Annotated in this window: 18 protein-coding genes; 8 read left to right on the top strand and 10 right to left on the bottom strand. The window is 66.6% G+C overall.

Going from position 1 to position 16,361, the window contains the following annotated elements:
- Window positions 1-8 precede the first annotated feature (8 nt).
- On the bottom strand, window positions 9-1,259 hold the full coding sequence (locus tag JQT59_RS15285) for an MFS transporter (protein ID WP_249354456.1): 1,251 nt from the start codon (window positions 1,257-1,259) through the stop codon (window positions 9-11).
- Window positions 1,260-1,560: 301 nt separating this feature from the next.
- Between JQT59_RS15285 and JQT59_RS15290 the strand changes: the two genes are divergently transcribed.
- Window positions 1,561-3,087 carry a PucR family transcriptional regulator gene (locus tag JQT59_RS15290; RefSeq protein WP_213576835.1) on the top strand — a complete coding sequence of 509 codons (1,527 nt, stop codon included), beginning with the start codon at window positions 1,561-1,563 and terminating at the stop codon, window positions 3,085-3,087.
- A gap of 24 nt (window positions 3,088-3,111) precedes the next feature.
- On the opposite strand, the gene JQT59_RS15295 is transcribed toward JQT59_RS15290, so the two are convergent.
- From JQT59_RS15295 to JQT59_RS15315, 5 genes are all read right to left on the bottom strand, one after another.
- The gene (locus tag JQT59_RS15295; RefSeq protein ID WP_213576836.1) at window positions 3,112-4,473 is read right to left on the bottom strand and encodes a flavin monoamine oxidase family protein; all 1,362 of its coding nucleotides are present in this window, start codon (window positions 4,471-4,473) and stop codon (window positions 3,112-3,114) included.
- 50 nt (window positions 4,474-4,523) lie between these two features.
- A complete protein-coding gene (locus JQT59_RS15300; RefSeq protein WP_213576837.1) occupies window positions 4,524-7,703 on the bottom strand; it encodes an NAD-glutamate dehydrogenase domain-containing protein in 3,180 nt (1,059 codons plus the stop codon).
- 149 nt (window positions 7,704-7,852) lie between these two features.
- On the bottom strand, window positions 7,853-9,013 hold the full coding sequence (locus JQT59_RS15305; RefSeq protein WP_213576838.1) for an MFS transporter: 1,161 nt from the start codon (window positions 9,011-9,013) through the stop codon (window positions 7,853-7,855).
- A 4-nt stretch (window positions 9,014-9,017) separates the two neighbouring features.
- A complete protein-coding gene (locus JQT59_RS15310; protein WP_109332631.1) occupies window positions 9,018-9,482 on the bottom strand; it encodes a hypothetical protein in 465 nt (154 codons plus the stop codon).
- Window positions 9,483-9,499: 17 nt separating this feature from the next.
- Window positions 9,500-10,426, bottom strand: a complete 927-nt coding sequence (locus JQT59_RS15315) for an AEC family transporter (RefSeq protein ID WP_213576839.1) — start codon at window positions 10,424-10,426, stop codon at window positions 9,500-9,502.
- A gap of 141 nt (window positions 10,427-10,567) precedes the next feature.
- Here JQT59_RS15315 and JQT59_RS15320 point away from each other — a divergent pair, with 141 nt between their 5' ends.
- The 3 genes from JQT59_RS15320 to JQT59_RS15330 all read left to right on the top strand — a co-directional run bounded on the left by JQT59_RS15320 (window position 10,568) and on the right by JQT59_RS15330 (window position 12,781).
- Window positions 10,568-11,614, top strand: a complete 1,047-nt coding sequence (locus JQT59_RS15320; RefSeq protein WP_213576840.1) for a serine hydrolase domain-containing protein — start codon at window positions 10,568-10,570, stop codon at window positions 11,612-11,614.
- 75 nt (window positions 11,615-11,689) lie between these two features.
- Entirely contained in the window at window positions 11,690-12,085 is a 396-nt protein-coding gene (locus tag JQT59_RS15325) for a DUF6153 family protein (protein ID WP_213576841.1), read from the top strand.
- Window positions 12,086-12,160: 75 nt separating this feature from the next.
- Complete coding sequence (locus tag JQT59_RS15330) at window positions 12,161-12,781, top strand: DUF305 domain-containing protein (protein WP_213576842.1); 621 nt, start codon at window positions 12,161-12,163, stop codon at window positions 12,779-12,781.
- Between the two features lie 72 nt (window positions 12,782-12,853).
- Here the strand turns inward: JQT59_RS15330 and rpsR are convergent, their stop codons facing one another.
- From rpsR to rpmB, 4 genes are read right to left on the bottom strand one after another with little or no spacing between them, the layout of a single operon-like run.
- Window positions 12,854-13,108 (bottom strand): 30S ribosomal protein S18, encoded by a 255-nt coding sequence (rpsR, locus tag JQT59_RS15335; protein ID WP_005238639.1) that lies wholly within the window; start codon window positions 13,106-13,108, stop codon window positions 12,854-12,856.
- Window positions 13,109-13,117: 9 nt separating this feature from the next.
- A complete protein-coding gene (gene rpsN, locus JQT59_RS15340; protein WP_109332620.1) occupies window positions 13,118-13,423 on the bottom strand; it encodes a 30S ribosomal protein S14 in 306 nt (101 codons plus the stop codon).
- 12 nt (window positions 13,424-13,435) lie between these two features.
- A complete protein-coding gene (gene rpmG, locus JQT59_RS15345; RefSeq protein ID WP_109332619.1) occupies window positions 13,436-13,600 on the bottom strand; it encodes a 50S ribosomal protein L33 in 165 nt (54 codons plus the stop codon).
- Window positions 13,600-13,836 carry a 50S ribosomal protein L28 gene (gene rpmB / locus JQT59_RS15350; protein ID WP_109332618.1) on the bottom strand — a complete coding sequence of 79 codons (237 nt, stop codon included), beginning with the start codon at window positions 13,834-13,836 and terminating at the stop codon, window positions 13,600-13,602. Before rpmB ends, rpmG begins: the two co-directional genes overlap by 1 nt.
- A 109-nt stretch (window positions 13,837-13,945) precedes the next feature.
- Here rpmB and mrf point away from each other — a divergent pair, with 109 nt between their 5' ends.
- From mrf to JQT59_RS15370, 4 genes are all read left to right on the top strand, one after another.
- Entirely contained in the window at window positions 13,946-15,208 is a 1,263-nt protein-coding gene (mrf, locus tag JQT59_RS15355; protein WP_213576843.1) for a ribosome hibernation factor-recruiting GTPase MRF, read from the top strand.
- Window positions 15,205-15,459 (top strand): type B 50S ribosomal protein L31, encoded by a 255-nt coding sequence (locus JQT59_RS15360; protein ID WP_109332605.1) that lies wholly within the window; start codon window positions 15,205-15,207, stop codon window positions 15,457-15,459. The genes mrf and JQT59_RS15360 overlap by 4 nt, the downstream gene beginning before the upstream one ends.
- A 61-nt stretch (window positions 15,460-15,520) precedes the next feature.
- Complete coding sequence (gene rpmF / locus JQT59_RS15365; protein ID WP_109332604.1) at window positions 15,521-15,694, top strand: 50S ribosomal protein L32; 174 nt, start codon at window positions 15,521-15,523, stop codon at window positions 15,692-15,694.
- Window positions 15,695-15,747: 53 nt separating this feature from the next.
- A complete protein-coding gene (locus tag JQT59_RS15370; RefSeq protein WP_213576844.1) occupies window positions 15,748-16,356 on the top strand; it encodes a trimeric intracellular cation channel family protein in 609 nt (202 codons plus the stop codon).
- Window positions 16,357-16,361: the final 5 nt, after the last annotated feature.

Raw genomic sequence — 16,361 nt, forward strand, 5'->3', positions numbered from 1 at the left:
CGAATTCATCAGACGATCACCGAGGTGGTGTAACGCACGGTGGGATCCTGGCCTACGGCGAGGGATGTGGCTTCGGTACGTGCAGAGAGAGCGGCGATCGCCGTAATCGGCAGCAGCACAACGAGACTGATCCCGGCCACGATGACACCGAACGACGGATAGCCGACGGCCTCGGTGACGAGAGTGCCGAAGAGCGGGGCGAACGCGGAACCGACCAGGTAGGTCCCGAGTAGTGGGGCGGACCAGCGGCCGGACGAATCCAGTGCGGCCGCGATGGCCACCACGTAGATGAAGGCCGCCGCGTAGACGGTGTTCCACGTAATGATGAGCACCAGGTAGGTGGTGGGCTCGGTGGTCAGGCACGCGCCCAGTTTGAGGGCGGCGCCGAGTGTCAGCAGAACGGCCACGGGAACCGTGCGCCCGAGACGGGAGCCCAGAGCGGTGAGGATCAGTGCGATACCGATACCACCTGCAGTCGATGCGGACAGGGCCAAGCCCATCTGCTGTTCGGTCAGCCCCGCGTGCTCGAATCCCATGATGCCGGACACCGCCCACAACGAGTCCTCACCGATCGCCCAGACGGCGAACAGCACGAGCAGCGATGCTCCGGCGACCGTGACGCGTTTCCGGGTGACCCCTTCGGGCAGTTCGGCGCGGGTTCTCGTCGTGCCTGCCCCGAGGTCGGGGGCGGTCGGCAACCAGGTCATGGTGAGTGCAGTGGCCAGTGCGAGTACGGCCACGATGCCGAAGGCGTTGGTCATCCGTGTGCCGAGAATCGGGATCAGCGCGAGGACACCGGTGACGGCCACGCGATTGACGAGACCGCTCAGTCCGGAGACACGGTTCGGGTTGGTGAACGCCGCCATCGCCGCGCCGCCGACGGCGACGGCACCGCCGGCCCCGAGGCCTCCGACGACGATCGCGATGCAGGCGATCGGTGCGGACGGAACGACGGCTGCCGCCCCGAATCCGGAGGCCATGACGACGAGGCCCGCCCGGCCGAGCCGCCGCCGGAACTGTCCGGCCGCCCATCGGGTGGTGGCGAGGCATACCAGCGCACATGCCAGCAACGATCCCGTCAGAACGGCACCGGCGACGGTCTGGGACACGCCGAGATCGTCGACCATCGCGATGATCATGAGCGGGACGAGGTTGGCGGTCATGTATCCGACCACGAAGACGCTGAACGTGGCGATTCCGCTCCTGGCCGTCAGTGGGACGCGGAGGCCGTGAATTTTTGGGGTTTCCGGTGGTTGCACGAGGAGAACTCCGTGTCTCGAGTAGTGTGCCGGACCGCTCGCGGGACGTCCTCCCGGTGAGATACGGATCACTTAGCGAATCATATTCGTTAAGTATGCGGAGCCTCGGGTTCGGGTGCAAGACCTCAAACGAACGAAATTCGTTAATGTTGTGTTTCGGTGTCCGTACAGGTCACCGGTACCGAATCCTCTGACAGAATGGAGTCGATGCTCGGGTTCCGATGGCCGATCTGTCCAGCCACGTTCCCGGGATGACGGGTCAGGGTGGCACACACCAGACCGCAACGCGCAGGAGCCCGACATGACCGTTCCCGTCCGCTGGATGTTGTCCCAGCCGGATCTGGCTCTCGAACTCCGGGGCGGAGCCGCCGGCCTCGGTAACGAGATCACCTTCGCCATCACCACCGAATTGTCCGATCCGTTCCGGTGGCTCTCCGGTGGGGAACTGCTGCTCACCACAGGGCTGCGACTGCCCCTGACAGCGGCCGACCGGGCCCGGTATCTACGCGGACTCGACGGCGTGGGAGTGGCCGCCGTCGGATTCGGCACGGGGCTGTCGCACCCGGAGGTGCCGGAGGACCTCGTCGCTGTGGCCGACGACCTCGGTCTTCCGCTGCTGGAGGTGCCGTTGCCGACCCCGTTCGCCGCCGTCGTCAAACGCGTGATGAACCGTCTGGCCGAACAAGAATACGAGTCGGTCCTGCGGGCGTCCCGGGCACAGCCACGGATGACGCGGGCCGTCATCTCGGGTGGAACCGGCGCCACCGTCCGTGAACTCGCGATGGCCACCTCCGCCACGGTGCTACTTCTCGATCTGTCCGGCAGGGTACTCGAACACCATCCCGCGCGACCGGACGACGAGGTACTCGACGAAGTGCGCGATGTGCTGGCGGCAGGAACGGGTGGAGCGTCGAGCAGCGTGTCGCTGGCGCGGTCGGGGGCCTCGATCACCGTCCAGCAGATCAGTGTCGGAAGCACCCCGCACGGGCATTTGGCGGTGATCAGTCCGACGGCGCTCAGCCACGTCGATCAGATTCTGCTGGGTCACGCCAATTCGCTGCTGGCGCTGGACTTCGAGAAGCCCGCTCGCTTGCGCGTCGCGCAGAATCAGCTCAATTCGCACGCGCTCGGTCTGCTGCTGACCGACGATCGCGATCTGGCGCCTGCGTGGGAGCAGATTCGGGGCGCGACCGATGCCGACGGGATGGTGCGAGGTCTGACGGTGGTCGCCGAGACTCTGGAACTCGCGCAGCGGGTGGAGTCGGCGGTCGCCGCGGCGATGGACACGGTTGGGCGCCAGCTCTTCTCGCGTCGCCACGACACCCGGATCACAGTTCTTCTCCGTGGAACCGACGACGTGGACTTCGCACGGTCGATGCTGAGCGCGCTGCCCCCGGGCACGCGCAAGGCGGTCCGAGCCGGGTTGAGCGGGCGACGGGAGCTGTCCGGTGTCGTGGCGGCGATCGAGCAGTCGCAACTCGCGGCGTCGGCGGCCGAAGCCGGGGCCGAACCACTGGAATTCGCGGCGCTCACCGGCAGTGCCCTACTCGCGTTCAGCGCGACCCGCGAAGTACTCAATTCGCTGGCGGACACGATGATTGCGCCCATCGACGACTACGACCGCGTCAACGGCACAGAGCTTCTGGCGTCGTTACGGGCGTTTCTCGAGGCGAACGGGCATTGGGAGTCGGCGGCCGCCGCGATGGGCGTGCACCGGCACACCCTGCGCAGCCGGATGGCGCGGATCGAAGCCCTGATCGACTGCAGGCTGGACGTTGCGCGGGTGCGCGCCGAACTACTGCTCGCGATCATCGCCCGGCAGTCGTGACTGCCGGGCGATGATCGACGCGGTCTACTGTCCGAGGCGCGCGACGATATCCGCGGCGGTGCGCTGACCCATCCGGACGGCGCCGTCCACGTGCTGGTAGCCCTCGGCCGCGATGTCCGAGCAGGAGAAATGGAACGGCCCCACCGGGGTCCGCGTGTCCTTTCCGTACCGGTGCAGGCCACCGAGGTCGAAGCTGGCGGCGTACGCGCCCCGCGTCCATTCCTCGGAGCCCCAGTCGGACTCGTAGTACACCACCGGCTCGGCCGCCTTCGGTCCGAGGTAGCGGGCGAGCGAGCCGAGAATGGTGGCGCGACGCTCCTCTTCGCTCAATTCGAACATCGCGTCGGCTTTCTCGTCCGACACGAACGCGACGAGGGTACCCCGGGTGTCCTCGTAATTGGTGTTGTCGTACACCTCCTGCACGATCTCCGAGGCCCCGAAGCCGGTGCCGGACAGACCGTCTTCGCGCCAGAACGGCGTCTCGTACACGGCGTGCACCTTGATGACGAGTCCGAGTGACTGATGCTGATGCATCTGGTGCTGGCGGCGCGGCAGCGGCGGATCGTAGGAGATCCGGGAGTACAGGTTGGGCGGCACCGCGAGCACGACCCGCGACGCCTCCACACGGACGTCGCCGTCGGCCAAAACGACGGCACCCTGCTCGCTCCACTGCACGGTGCGCACGGGTGCGTTCAGGAACACGTCGTCCCCGAGTGCGGCGGCCATCCGGATCGACACCTGCTGCATGCCGCCGATGACGCGCTTGTCGAGGATGAAGTCCTCGTCCACGAGGTGCGAGAACGAGCCGGCGGACGCGGCCATCAGGACGGCTTGCAGCGCGGAGAATGCGTGCGCGGGCTTGGTGAGCATGCCGCCGGCGATGAACAGGCCGATGTTGTCGCGGGCTTCGGCGTCGTCGGACTGCTCGATCAACCAGTGTTTGAACGAGATGGTGTCGAGCTCGCGGGCACGGGGATGCGCCCAGGGCTCCTCTGCGCCGACCTGCGCTGCGAGGTCGTCGAGAATGGAGATCAGGCGGTCCATCTCCTTCCGCGTCGTCTCGTCGACGGGAAACGATTCACCGGTGTAGCGGGTGCGCTTCCCGGCGGCCGAGATGTAGACGGATTCGCCCTCGCGGTAGCGGTCGAACGTCTCCAGGCCGAGCTCGTCCAGCAAGGAGATCAGCGCCGTCTGATCGGGCGAGACCCATTGGCCGCCGATTTCGAGCGTGGCCCCGTCGATCGTGTCGGTCCAGGTGCGTCCTCCGACGCGGTCGCGCGCCTCGAGGACTGCGACGGACAGGCCTGCCTTGCGCAGTGCGGTCGCGGCGGCCAGCCCGGACGGGCCGGCACCGACAATGGCGACATCTCGCTGGAGAGTGGGCACTTTCGAACTCCTTCGATCGGTGGTGAGGTATGGGGTTACGGCGATTGGGGTCATCGGCAGCGGGTCAGTGCGAGAGTGAGCTCGGCATCGATCACGCAGATACTCGAATTGTCCACCCGATCGCGACTGCGGAGCTCGCCGAGCATGTGTGACAGCCGTTCCGCGGCCGTCGGATGCCGGTCGAGCCAGGCGGCGACGGCGTCCGCCGCGGAGGTGTCGGGGGAGGCGTCCTGCAGAACCGAGCCGATCAGCGCGTGCCAGTGCTCTTGCAGGTTGTCGACGAGGACGGCCGCCGCCATCGTCTCCCAGTAGGCGGTCCCGGTCTCGCCGACGGAGAATCGTTCCGACAGCCAGTCGAGGCCGATGACCTTGCCGAATTCTCGGTAGGTTTCCGCAACCTGGGTGATCGGCAAGCCGAGTGTGCGTGCGGTGTCCTCGAGTGCGAACGCTTGCGCGAGGATGCGCAGCGTGCTCAAGTCCTGCGCGGGTGCACCGGTCAGCCGGGGCAGGGCGGTAGCCAGTTCGCGGACGGGGTCGGTGAATCGCTCGATCGACGCGCAAGCGTCGGTGTCCGCGGTGCGGTGCCGCAGGAGCCACGACGTGGTGCGCTCGATCAGGTCCTGGATGCCGAAATGCAGATTCAACCTCGTGCGGTGGGAGGCACCCGGCAAGGCCAGTACCTGGTCCCACAGGCGATCGATGTCGAACACCTGCCGCACCACCGCGTAGGCGCTGGTGATGTCGGGGGTGCCGACACCGAGGCGCTCCTCCAAGCGATGGATCAGTCCGGGTCCCACTCGGTCGATCATGTCGCCTGCGACGAGCACGGCGACGATCTCGCGGGCCAATCGGTGACCGCTGATCTGCTGCGGTACCCGCTCCCGGATCGGTGCGGGAAAGTAGTCCGCCAGGACACCGTCGAACACCGCGTCGTCGAGGACCGGGGAGGCGAGTAGTTCCGTGACGACGAGATTCTTGGACTGTGCCAACAGGACGGCGATCTCGGGACGGACCAGTCCCTGCCCGGCGCGGTGTCGTGCAGTCAGTTCCGCTGCGGTCGGGAGGACCTCGGCGGACCGACTGAGTCCTGCGTCCCGTTCGAGGTTCTCGATCAGCCGTTCATGACGTCCGAGAAGGAAGGGGGCGTGCACCTCGGCGAGACTGATCGCGAGGGTCTGGGCCGACGCGTCGGCCAGGACCGACTCGGCAATCTCGTCCTGGACGCGAGCGAGGAGCGAGTTCCGTTCCGCGGCAGGCAGTTCTGCGGCCGCTACCGCCGCGTCCACCGCGATCTTCAGGTTCACTTCGCGATCGGAGGTGGCGACACCGGTGGCGTTGTCGATGAAGTCCGCGTTGATGCGGCCGCCCCTCAGCGCATACTCGATGCGGGCCCGCTGGGTGAACCCGAGGTTCCCGCCCTCGCCGACCACTGCGGCGCGCAGCATGTCGGCGTCGACGCGGACGGAGTCGTTGGCCGGGTCGGCAGCGTCGGCGTTGCTTTCCGCGGACGCCTTGACGTAGGTTCCGATTCCGCCGTTCCACAACAGATCGACCTCGGCCGTGAGCAGGGCCTTCACCACCTCGTGCGGGGGCAGTTCGGCTTCCTCGACGCCGAGCCGTTCGCGCACCCGAGCAGACAGCGGAATCGTCTTGGTGGTTCGGGGCCACACCCCGCCACCGGCGGACACCACGTCGCGGTCGTAGTCGTCCCAGCTGCTTCCCGGCAACCCGGCCAGTCGTTCGCGCTCGCGGTAGGACGCTTCGGAATCCGGGTCGGGGTCGAGGAAGATGTGCCGGTGGTCGAAGGCGCCGACGAGGCGGATCGCGCGACTGAGCAGCATGCCGTTGCCGAAGACGTCCCCGGACATGTCGCCGATCCCCACCACGGTGAACGCGTCGGTGTCGACGTTCTTGCCCATCTCGGCGAAATGTCTACGTACCGAAACCCATCCACCGCGTGCGGTGATACCCATCGCCTTGTGGTCGTAACCCGCCGAACCTCCGGAGGCGAAGGCGTCGCCGAGCCAGAAACCGCGGCGCACCGCAATGCTGTTGGCGAGGTCGGAGAACCGCGCCGTCCCCTTGTCGGCGGCCACCACCAGATACGGATCGTCGCCGTCGTAGAGCACGGTGTCGCGGGGGTGCACCACCTCGCCGTCGACGATGTCGTCGGTGACGTCGAGCAATCCCTCGATGAAGGTCGTGTACGCCTGCCGCACAGCACCGGGAGCCGGATCGGTGCGCACGACGAACGCGCCCTTCGCGCCCATCGGAACGATCGGCGAGTTCTTCACGTGCTGCGTCTTCATCAGTCCCAGTACCTCGGTGCGGAAGTCGTCCTTGCGGTCCGACCAGCGCAGACCGCCGCGGGACACCGTGCCGCTGCGCACGTGACTGCCCTCGACTATTCGAGAGTGCACGAAGATCTCCCGGTAAGGGGTGACGGGAGCGGACAGCGAGAGCAGCGCAGGATCGATCTTGAACGCCGCCGCGGTGCCGGTTCCCGCCGTGCGGTCGTGCTGAAACCAGTTGGTGCGCAGTACGGCCGAGATGAACGACAACAGGCCGCGCAGCAGGCGGTCCTCGTCCAACGTCGTGGTCTTCTCGATGGCGGTGAGGAGGATCTTCTCCGCATCCGCGACGGCCGCGCCCCGATCGGTCTGCGCGGGATCGAAGCGAGCCGCGAACAGTGCGCCGAACCCGCGCACGAAACTGCTGTTGCGCAACAGGATTGCCACGATGTTCGGCTCCGACAGGCCGAGTCCCACCTGGCGGAGATAACGGCAGGCCGCACGGATCAGGACGGCGTCGGACCACGACACATTGGCGGCCGGAATGAGACGGGTGAATCCGTCCACCTCCAACTGGCCGGCTGCCGCGGCCCCGAACGCGGCGGAGACGAGGCCGGGAGTCGTGCTGTCCCAGGCGGAGCCGTCGGTGCTGAAATCGAAGCGGTGCACTACCGTCTCGCCGGATTCAGCGGCGGGAAGCTGCTCATGGGAAGCAACCCGCAAACCGAGGTCGGCGAAGAGCGCGACGAGTTCCGCGAGCAGGGGAGCCTGCGGCCAGACCATCACGGCCGCCCGCCCGGACCCGGTGTCGGCGGGGTCGAGGAAACGTAGCTGCGGTGCGGTGTCGCCCGATGCTTGTACCGCGCTCGATACGGCGCGCTCGTCCTGATGTGGACGAGGAGTGTCGGTCGTGCTCGGAATGACACCGGTAAAGCTCATCGTGTGGCTCCTGACCCCTGATCTGGCAAACGCGTGACTGGGGACAAGTCTGCCGAGGAGAGACGCACGCCACAGCCGACGAAGTGGAGCGTCGAGCAGCGGCTGGTGCGACATTTAGGCACCCGTGAGTACTTATTAACCGCGGGTGGTTATGAAGTACGCACGGCTCGCCAGGTGGACACCGCCGCCGTGCCCAGAAGACCTCCGGTGATCACGAAGATCGACGCCGTACCCGCGACACCGGCCATAGCGCCTGCGGCCAAGGGGATCAGCACCTGGCCCAGGCGGTTACCGGTCAGGCGCAGAGACAACGCGGCGGCCCGGTTGGGGCCGGTGACGAGGCCGGTCACCCAGGTCATCGTCAGCGGTTGCCCGATGCCCCAGAAGAAGCCGGCCACCACCAGGAGCAAGGCCATCCACCACGGATCGCGGACGAACGGCAGGAGCGCGGTGGGCAGCGCCGAACACAAAGTCGCGGAGATGAGCAGTCGCTGTCGCGGTGCCCGGGTGAGCAGCCACGGCAGAAACGCCCGGGACACGATCGATGCCGCGGTGCGCGCGGTGAGCAGCAACGACACCAGGAGAACGCTGAAACCGAATTCGTGGCCCAGGACGGGCAGATAGGCCACGACGACGTCGACGGAGGCGAGGACGATGAGGCTGCTGAACACCGCGGGTCGCATACCGGGCGTCGAGATCATGCTCGCGACGGATTGCTGCTGGTCTTTCGCGGCCGGCTTCCTGGACTGCGGACGCTCGCGGATCGGCCACGCGAACGGAATCGACGCCAGCGACACCGCGGCCATGACCGCCAGCGCGAGAGTGGTCTGCACCGGTCCGCCGTCCGAGCTGCGGGCCGCGATCAGCCCCACGACCGGCACGCCGACGGCCTGACCGACCGACACGCCGAGGGTCAGGCCCGCGAACCCCTTGTCCAGCTCGCCCGGTTTCGACAGCAAGGTGATGAATCCCTGCCCGGCCACGGTGACGAGGATCTGGCCGAACCCGAGGACCACATTGCCCACGCCGAGCACGATCAGGTCGTTGCTGAGCGCGATCACCACGACACCGAGTGTCGTGAGCGCGACGCCGGTACGCAGGACTGCGGCCGCGTGCCGCTGGTCGACCGCCCGCCCGATGCGGACCGCGACGAGCAGGGGTGCCAGCGAGAACAGGGCCGTCACGATTCCGATAGTGACCGCGTCACCGCCGAGAGCGAGGACACGGTACGAGACGAGAACGCGGACGGCGTGATAGACGGCCTGTAGTAGTGCGGTGGCGATGCAGACGTTGAGGAACCAGTGCTTCAACGGATCACCCGTTGATCACCCGACGATCGCCGAGCGGCGCCTGCAAAGGCACCTCGAGCGTGCCGAACACTGCGACCAGGATGCACATCTTGTCGGCCGACTCCGGCAGGCTTCCGGTGCGTAGGGAGATGGTGACGGTGGTGTCCGTCTCGGTGACGGTCGCATCGGCGCCGTAACACTCCGGGGTTCCGGTGACGAAATGGATCGCGACCTTGTTGCCGTCGGCGCGGGACCACGACTCGAACGGGGTCGGATGGGCGCGGACGATGTCGGGCCGGGCGGTGAACACCGTACCGAATTCCTCGCCGGGTACCTCGCTGGGCACGGGCATCCCCGACGACGGATGGGTGGGGCTCGGGTCGACGGCGGATGCGATCTCGGGGGGAATCGTCGGTTCGTCGGTACTCGAGGTGGACCCGCATCCGGCGACGGCAAGGCAGGCCAGCACTGCGAGGGCGATTACGCGCATAAGCCACGGTAACCCCGTCACGCGAGCAGTCCTGAGACCAGCGCAATTGCCGGAATCGCCGCCAAAGTGGTGACGAAGGCCGTGTCCCGCGCCAGCACGGTTCCGCACCGGTACCGGCTGGCGTAGACGAAGACGTTCTGCGCCGTCGGCAGGGTCGACACAACCACGATCGCGAACAATTCGTGTCCCTCGAGGCCGAGCAGGTATCGCGCCATCAGGTACGCGAGGACGGGTTGCACGCCGATCTTGAGCACCGAAGCCAGTGCGACGTCCCGGCGTGGACTCGTTCCCTTCTCGAGGACGCGCACCCCGTACAGCGAGATACCGAAGGCGAGCAGGGCACCCGGTACGGAGGCGCCGCCGATGAGCCGGAACGGTTGCATCACCGCTTCGGGCGGGGTCCAGTCGACGAGGGCAAGTATCAGTCCCGCGGCGCCGGCCACGACGATCGGGTTCTTGAACGGGGCGGTCACGGTCTCGAGTCGCGATGCGCTCCTGCGCAACGTGGTGATGTCCAGGATGGTCAACGCGATCGGCGAGTACACGATTATCTGGAACAGGAGCAGTGGGGCCACGAACGACGCGTCACCGAGCACGAACACCGCAATGGGAATGCCCAGGTTCGCGGAATTGACGTACGACGCCGACAACGCCCCGATCGTCAGCTCCGGTAGCGACCTGCGCAGCCATACCCGCGCCACCACCATGTACAGTGCGCCGACTGTCAAAGCGGTCGCAGCAGCGACGGCCAGCGTCGGCGAAAAGATCACGGAAAGGTCGGACGATGCAAGCGAATCGAACAGCAGCGCTGGTGTCGCGACGAAGAACACCAGCCTGCCCAGGACGGATTCGCCCTCCGCTCCGAGCGTTCCACGCCGGCCGAGAATGTAGCCGATCGCAATGATCACGAAGATGACGGTGAACCCCGCAACTATTCCCGACACGCTGCGGGGCACCTCCTCGACCGGTGAGCCTCTTGTCGGCAAACCGTCCGAAGTCTAGTGGGCGCCTTTCCGGTGGGTGACAATAGGCTCGAGCGGGAAACGGGAGAGGCACGTGCGTTCGGACGTGGACGAGGAGTTGCGATGCTGCGTCGGACGACCATTCTGTGCGCGCTGTTCTGCGCCTGCGTTCTCACGGCGGTCACGGCTCCCGCTACGTCTGCGCTGGCGCCCCCATCGAGCGGCGACCCGCAATTGGTGTCGCTCGCCGGACAGGTTCTGAGCCGCAGCTATCGTGAGAACGCCAGTGTCGCATACGTGGACGTCACCGGAACCCGGTTCGCCCACTTCGGCGCGGCCGACGACACCGAGTACGAGATAGGTTCTCTCACCAAGGCGTTCACCGCGCAGCTGTTCGTCGACGCGGTGGCGCGCGGTGAGGTGCGCGAGGACACCACCGTCGGAGAATTGCTGCCGTTGCGTGGTGCGCCGGTCGCCGACGTGACCCTGCTCGAATTGGCCTCGCACACGTCGGGACTGGCCCAGTTTCCGATGACCACCGATGCCGTTGTGGCGGTGGGCCACTGGGTGTCCGCGACCAATCCCTTCACATACGACCGGGAGGCGCTGCTGCAGCAGGTGCAGTCGGCGCAGCTCGGCAGTCGCGGAATCTACGCGTATTCGACGGTCGGTTTCGCGTTGCTCGGACAGGCGTTGGCCGCAGCAGTCGGCACCGACTATCCGTCGCTCCTACGCGAACGGATGCTGGTACCGCTCGGGTTGTCGGATACCTGGTTACCGCTGACTGCGGCAGACCTGCCCGCCGACGCCACCCGCGGATTCGACGTGCTGCACCGATCGCAGGCCCCGTGGCCGCTCGACGCCTACGCTCCCGCCGGTGGGCTGCGGTCCACGGCGGCGGACATGGCGGGCTACGTTCGGCAGCTTATCGACGGCACGGTGCCGGGCAGCGCCGCGATGGATCAGCGGTGGATCGGCAACACCTACCGGGCATTGACGTGGTCGGTGGTGCCGTTCGAGGGCCGCGAGTACACGCTCCACGGCGGGGCGACGGGCGGCTTCCAGTGCACCGTGGTTCTCGATCGGCGCGGTGAGCGCGGATTGGTCATCCTCACCAACACCATCGGTGGCCTCGAGCAGCAGGGACTCGACATCTTGTCGTCGCTCTGAGCTCATGCGAGTGCGACCAAAGGCTCGGCGTCACCGTCATACCCCTGGCGGGTATGTGCCGCTACAGTGGAAGTCATGACCCCGGCGGCGAGACGAAGGCGTGTGCCCACCGCACGCATTGCGTTACTGGTCACGGTGGCGGCTGCGGTCCTTGTGATGCACAGTGTCACCGCCGCTTCCGCTCCGGCTCATGACGGTTCGTTGCATGCCGTGGCCGCCTCGCACGACCCCGGCACGAACCACGGCCACGACTGCGGAAACGAGTGCGAACAGTCGCACCCCAACGGGCATCACTGCGCCGGCGTGGTCGTCGTGGCACCGGTGCTCACTCGTGCGACGGTGCCCTGCGTGGCCGGTGCCGAGGCGCCGTCGCCGACGTCGCGGGTGAGTGTCGACCGGGTGCAGTCCGGACTTGGACCACCGGCGTGGACCGTGTTGTCATTGGCGCAGCTGTCGATACTGCGGGTGTGACGGGGAGTCCGGAGCTCAGGGCTCCGGCGGAGCTTGCTGCCACTTTCCCGAAGCATGTCCATGAGGAGATTTCCCATGCGTTCCACCTATGCAGCTTTCATTGCCGCGGCGGCCGGCGCCGCGCTCGTCCTCGCCGGCTGCGGCACCGACTCGTCCGACCCGAGCAGCTCGGGCGCCTCGGCGACGTCCCACTCCCTGTCGACCTCGGCCGACGCCGGTAGCGGGGCCGAAGCACAGTTCAACGACGCCGATGTCACATTCCTGCGCGGCATGTATCCGCATCATGCGCAGGCGGTGCAGATGGCGGAGATGGTCGACGGCCGCACCGACAACGCCGAACTGCTGGCGCTCGCCCAGCGGATCGAGGCCGCTCAGGCACCGGAGATGGATCAGATCACCGGGTTGCTCGCTCAGGCGGGTGACACCGCTCCGACGTCAACCGGTCACGAAGGGATGGACCACGGGTCGGGTGACGGAATGATGTCCGAAGACGACATGTCCACCTTGATGGGCATGTCGGGGCCCGAGTTCGACCGGATGTGGCTGACGATGATGATCGAGCACCATGAGGGCGCCGTCGAGATGGCCGACACCGAACTGGCGGAGGGCGAGAATCCCGATGCCAAGCAACTCGCCACCGGCATCGTCAGCGCTCAGCAGCGGGAAATTGCCGAGATGCAGGCGATGCTCGGCTAGCTCCGCTCGGAATACGCCGAAGGCCGCGTAGTCCGTGGACTACGCGGCCTTCGGGTGTCTGTGAAGAAGCTGCTACCGGCTGGTGAAAGGCAGCAACGCCATCTCGCGAGCGTTCTTGACGGCAACGGCAACCTGACGCTGCTGCTGCGGAGTCAGGCCCGTCACGCGGCGGCTACGGATCTTGCCGCGATCGGAGATGAACGTGCGGAGAAGGTTGATGTCCTTGTAATCGACGTACTCGATCTTCGCCGCGAACAACGGGTTCTTCTTCGGCTTGCGTCCCTCGACGGGACGCGGCTTCTTCGACGGTGCTCTCTTGACTGCCATCTTCTTCCTTTACCAGCTCGACTTGTGGACGCCTGGCAGCTCCCCGCGGTGTGCCATCTCGCGAACACGCACGCGAGAGAGCCCGAACTTCCTCAGGTGGCCGCGCGGACGTCCATCCGCAGCGTCTCGATTGCGCAATCGTACCGGACTCGAGTCCCGGGGCAGACGCTGCAGTGCCGTCTGCGCCTGCGCGCGCTCGTCATCGCTGCTCGACGGGCGGCGGATGACCTCTTTCAGTTCGGCCCGCCGCTCCGCGTAGCGCGCAACGATGATTTTGCGCTGTTCGTTCTTTGCGATCTTCGACTTCTTCGCCATCGGGGGTGTCTTCTACTTTTCTTCTCGGAAATCGACGTGGCGCCGGACGACGGGGTCATACTTCTTCATCACCAGTCGGTCGGGGTCGTTGCGGCGGTTCTTCCTGGTGACGTAGGTGTATCCCGTACCCGCCGTCGACTTCAGCTTCACGATCGGACGGATTTCGTTCCGGGCCATCAGACCTTCTCTCCGCGGGCCCGGATCTTGGCAACCACGGCCTCGATTCCGTCCCGGTCGATGGTTTTGATCCCCTTGGCGGAGACGGTGAGAGTGATCCGCCGCCCCTCGCTGGGCAGAAGATATGTCTTCTTCTGAATGTTCGGATCCCAGCGCCGATTGGTGCGCTTGTGGGAGTGCGATACGGACTTGCCGAATCCTGGCCGGCGTCCGGTCACTTGGCAATGTGCCGACATGGGCATTCCTTTCTGTCTCCTCCCGCATCCAGGCGACTACCGGTCAGCAAGGTGATGACAATCATTTTCGACAACGACGAAAAACCAATGTAGCGTTTCTCGGTAAGCAATGACAATCGTTATCGAAAGGGTGCTCGTGAGTGAGATTCACCGGACGCCGCTCGTCCTGGTATCCGGATGGAGCGGCCCCACCGACACCGTCGCGCGGTCGCTGCTCCGTGACGACACCGTGGTCGTGCATCACGACCTCGACCTCGTGCACGAAGGCGTCGTGCGGCGCACCGTCACCACGATGGAGTCGGGGCGAGAGCGCACCCGCGTCGGAATCCTCGAGCTCGCGCACGGCTGTATCTCCTGCACACTCCGGGAAGACCTGCTCCCGTTGCTCCGCCGCCTTCATGCGCGCAGCTCCGTGCAGCGCATCGTGTTGCACCTCGACCGCCGGCTCGAACCCGAGGCCGTGTGCTGGGCAATCGAGCACGTGGTGGTGTCCGGGGTGGTCGGCCAGCTTGACGGAACCGCCTCACGCGATGTCCGTGTCGAGGCCGTGATCACGTGCATCGACGCCCAGACGTGGCTCGACGACGCGACCGGTGACGAGGCTCTGGACGACGACCGGACCGTCGCGCAGGTCGCCGTCGGGCAGGTCGACTTCGCCGACGCCCTGGTGGTATCGGGCAGCGCCGGCGACGGGTGGCAGCAGGCCAGGCTCCACGCCGTCCTCGCGCGGCTCGCTCCCGGCGCACCGATCGCCTGGGACGTCGACGGACTCGACGTCGAGCGGTTACTCCTGGAAATCCCCTCCGGTGCCCGGCGCGGCGAGCTGACGAACGCCCACTCACCTCTGCTGCGGGGGCAACCTCCGCTGTCGCACGACTGCGGGGTCATGATCGTCGAGTTCTCGGCGAACCGGCCCTTCCACCCCGAGCGACTGCACGAGGCCATCGACGTTCTTCTGGAGGGTGTGGTCACGGCGCGCGGCCGGGTGTGGGTGGCCACGCAGCCCGACGAGGCGCTGTGGCTCGAATCCGCCGGTGGGGGACTGCGGGTGGCGAGTGCGGATCGATGGCTGGCCGCGATGACCCCGGCCGAACAGGATCAACTCCCCACGGCGCGGCGAGCAATGGCGGCTCTGTGCTGGGACGAACGGTTCGGCGACCGGCACAGCTCGATGGTGGTTCTGGTGCACGCGGCCGACCCCAGCGACATCGACCGGACGCTCCAGTGGGCGCTGGTCACCGACGAAGAACTCGCCGACGAGGCCGCGTGGGAGTCGTGGCCCGACCCGTTCGGCCAGTTCCACGAAGACCCCTGCGACAGCAGCGAATCACCGTACGCAGAACCCGACAGCTCGAGAGAGGGACACGAATGAAACCGAACATTCACCCCGACTATCACCCCGTGGTCTTCCAGGACGCCAGCACCGGAACCACGTTCCTCACGCGGTCGACGGTGACCAGCGACCGCACTGTGGAGTGGGCGGACGGCAACACCTATCCGCTGGTGGTGGTCGACGTGACCAGCGAGTCGCACCCGTTCTGGACCGGCGCGCAACGCGTCATGGACACCGCGGGCCGCGTCGAGAAGTTCGAACGCCGATATGGAGTGCGCAAGCGCCTGTGAGTACTTCTTAACACTCCGTGGTTGAGAAGTACTCACAGGCGACGAATGAGGAGAGAGAAAGATGGCAGTACCCAAGCGCAAGATGTCGCGGTCCAACACGCGTAGTCGCAGGTCGCAGTGGAAGGCTCAGGTTCCCGAGCTGGTGGAGGTGACTGTCGGGGGAACCACCCATCGTGTACCCCGCCGGTTGGTGAAGGCCGTGAAGCTGGGCTTGCTGGACCCGGCTGACAGGTAGGCCCGGCCAGGCCGGGACGAAACGGCGGCAGGCCCGCGTGCGAACCTTGGCGGGTGCTGCTCTACATCCTCGAACTGGTGGGCATCGCGGCGTTTGCGGCGTCGGGTGCCCTGGTGGGCGTGACGAAGCGGCTCGACATCTTCGGGGTGTGCGTGGTCGGTGTCTTCACCGGTATCGGTGGTGGCATCGTCCGCGACCTCCTGCTGGACATCCATCCGCCCACGTCGCTGGGGAGCTGGCCCAACTTCGGCACTGCCCTCGGCACGTCGTTGCTGGTGTTCTTCCTGCACTCGGCGCTCGGCCGACTGCGCCGAGAGATCCTCGTGCTCGACGCGGTGGGTATGGGCCTGTTCGCGAGTACGGGTGCGGTGATTTCCCTCGACCACGGCGCGAGCCCCCTGGCCTCGTGCCTGATCGGTGGCACGGCGGCCATCGGTGGGGGAATATTGCGCGACGTGTTGGTGAATGAAGTTCCGCTGCTGCTCCACAGGGATCTCTACGCAATCCCCGCGCTCCTGGGGTCGGCGCTGGTGGTCGTGTCGAGTGAACTGGGGTCCGGTCCGAACGCCGCTCTGATCGCGGGCACGGCGCTGGCCTCGGTGCTCCGTCTGCTCGCACTCTGGCGAAAGTGGAGCCTGCCGGGACCGCGCATCGTGGAGTGATCACA

It is taken from the genome of Rhodococcus sp. USK13, assembly GCF_018343855.1.
Classification (GTDB): domain Bacteria; phylum Actinomycetota; class Actinomycetes; order Mycobacteriales; family Mycobacteriaceae; genus Rhodococcus_F; species Rhodococcus_F oxybenzonivorans.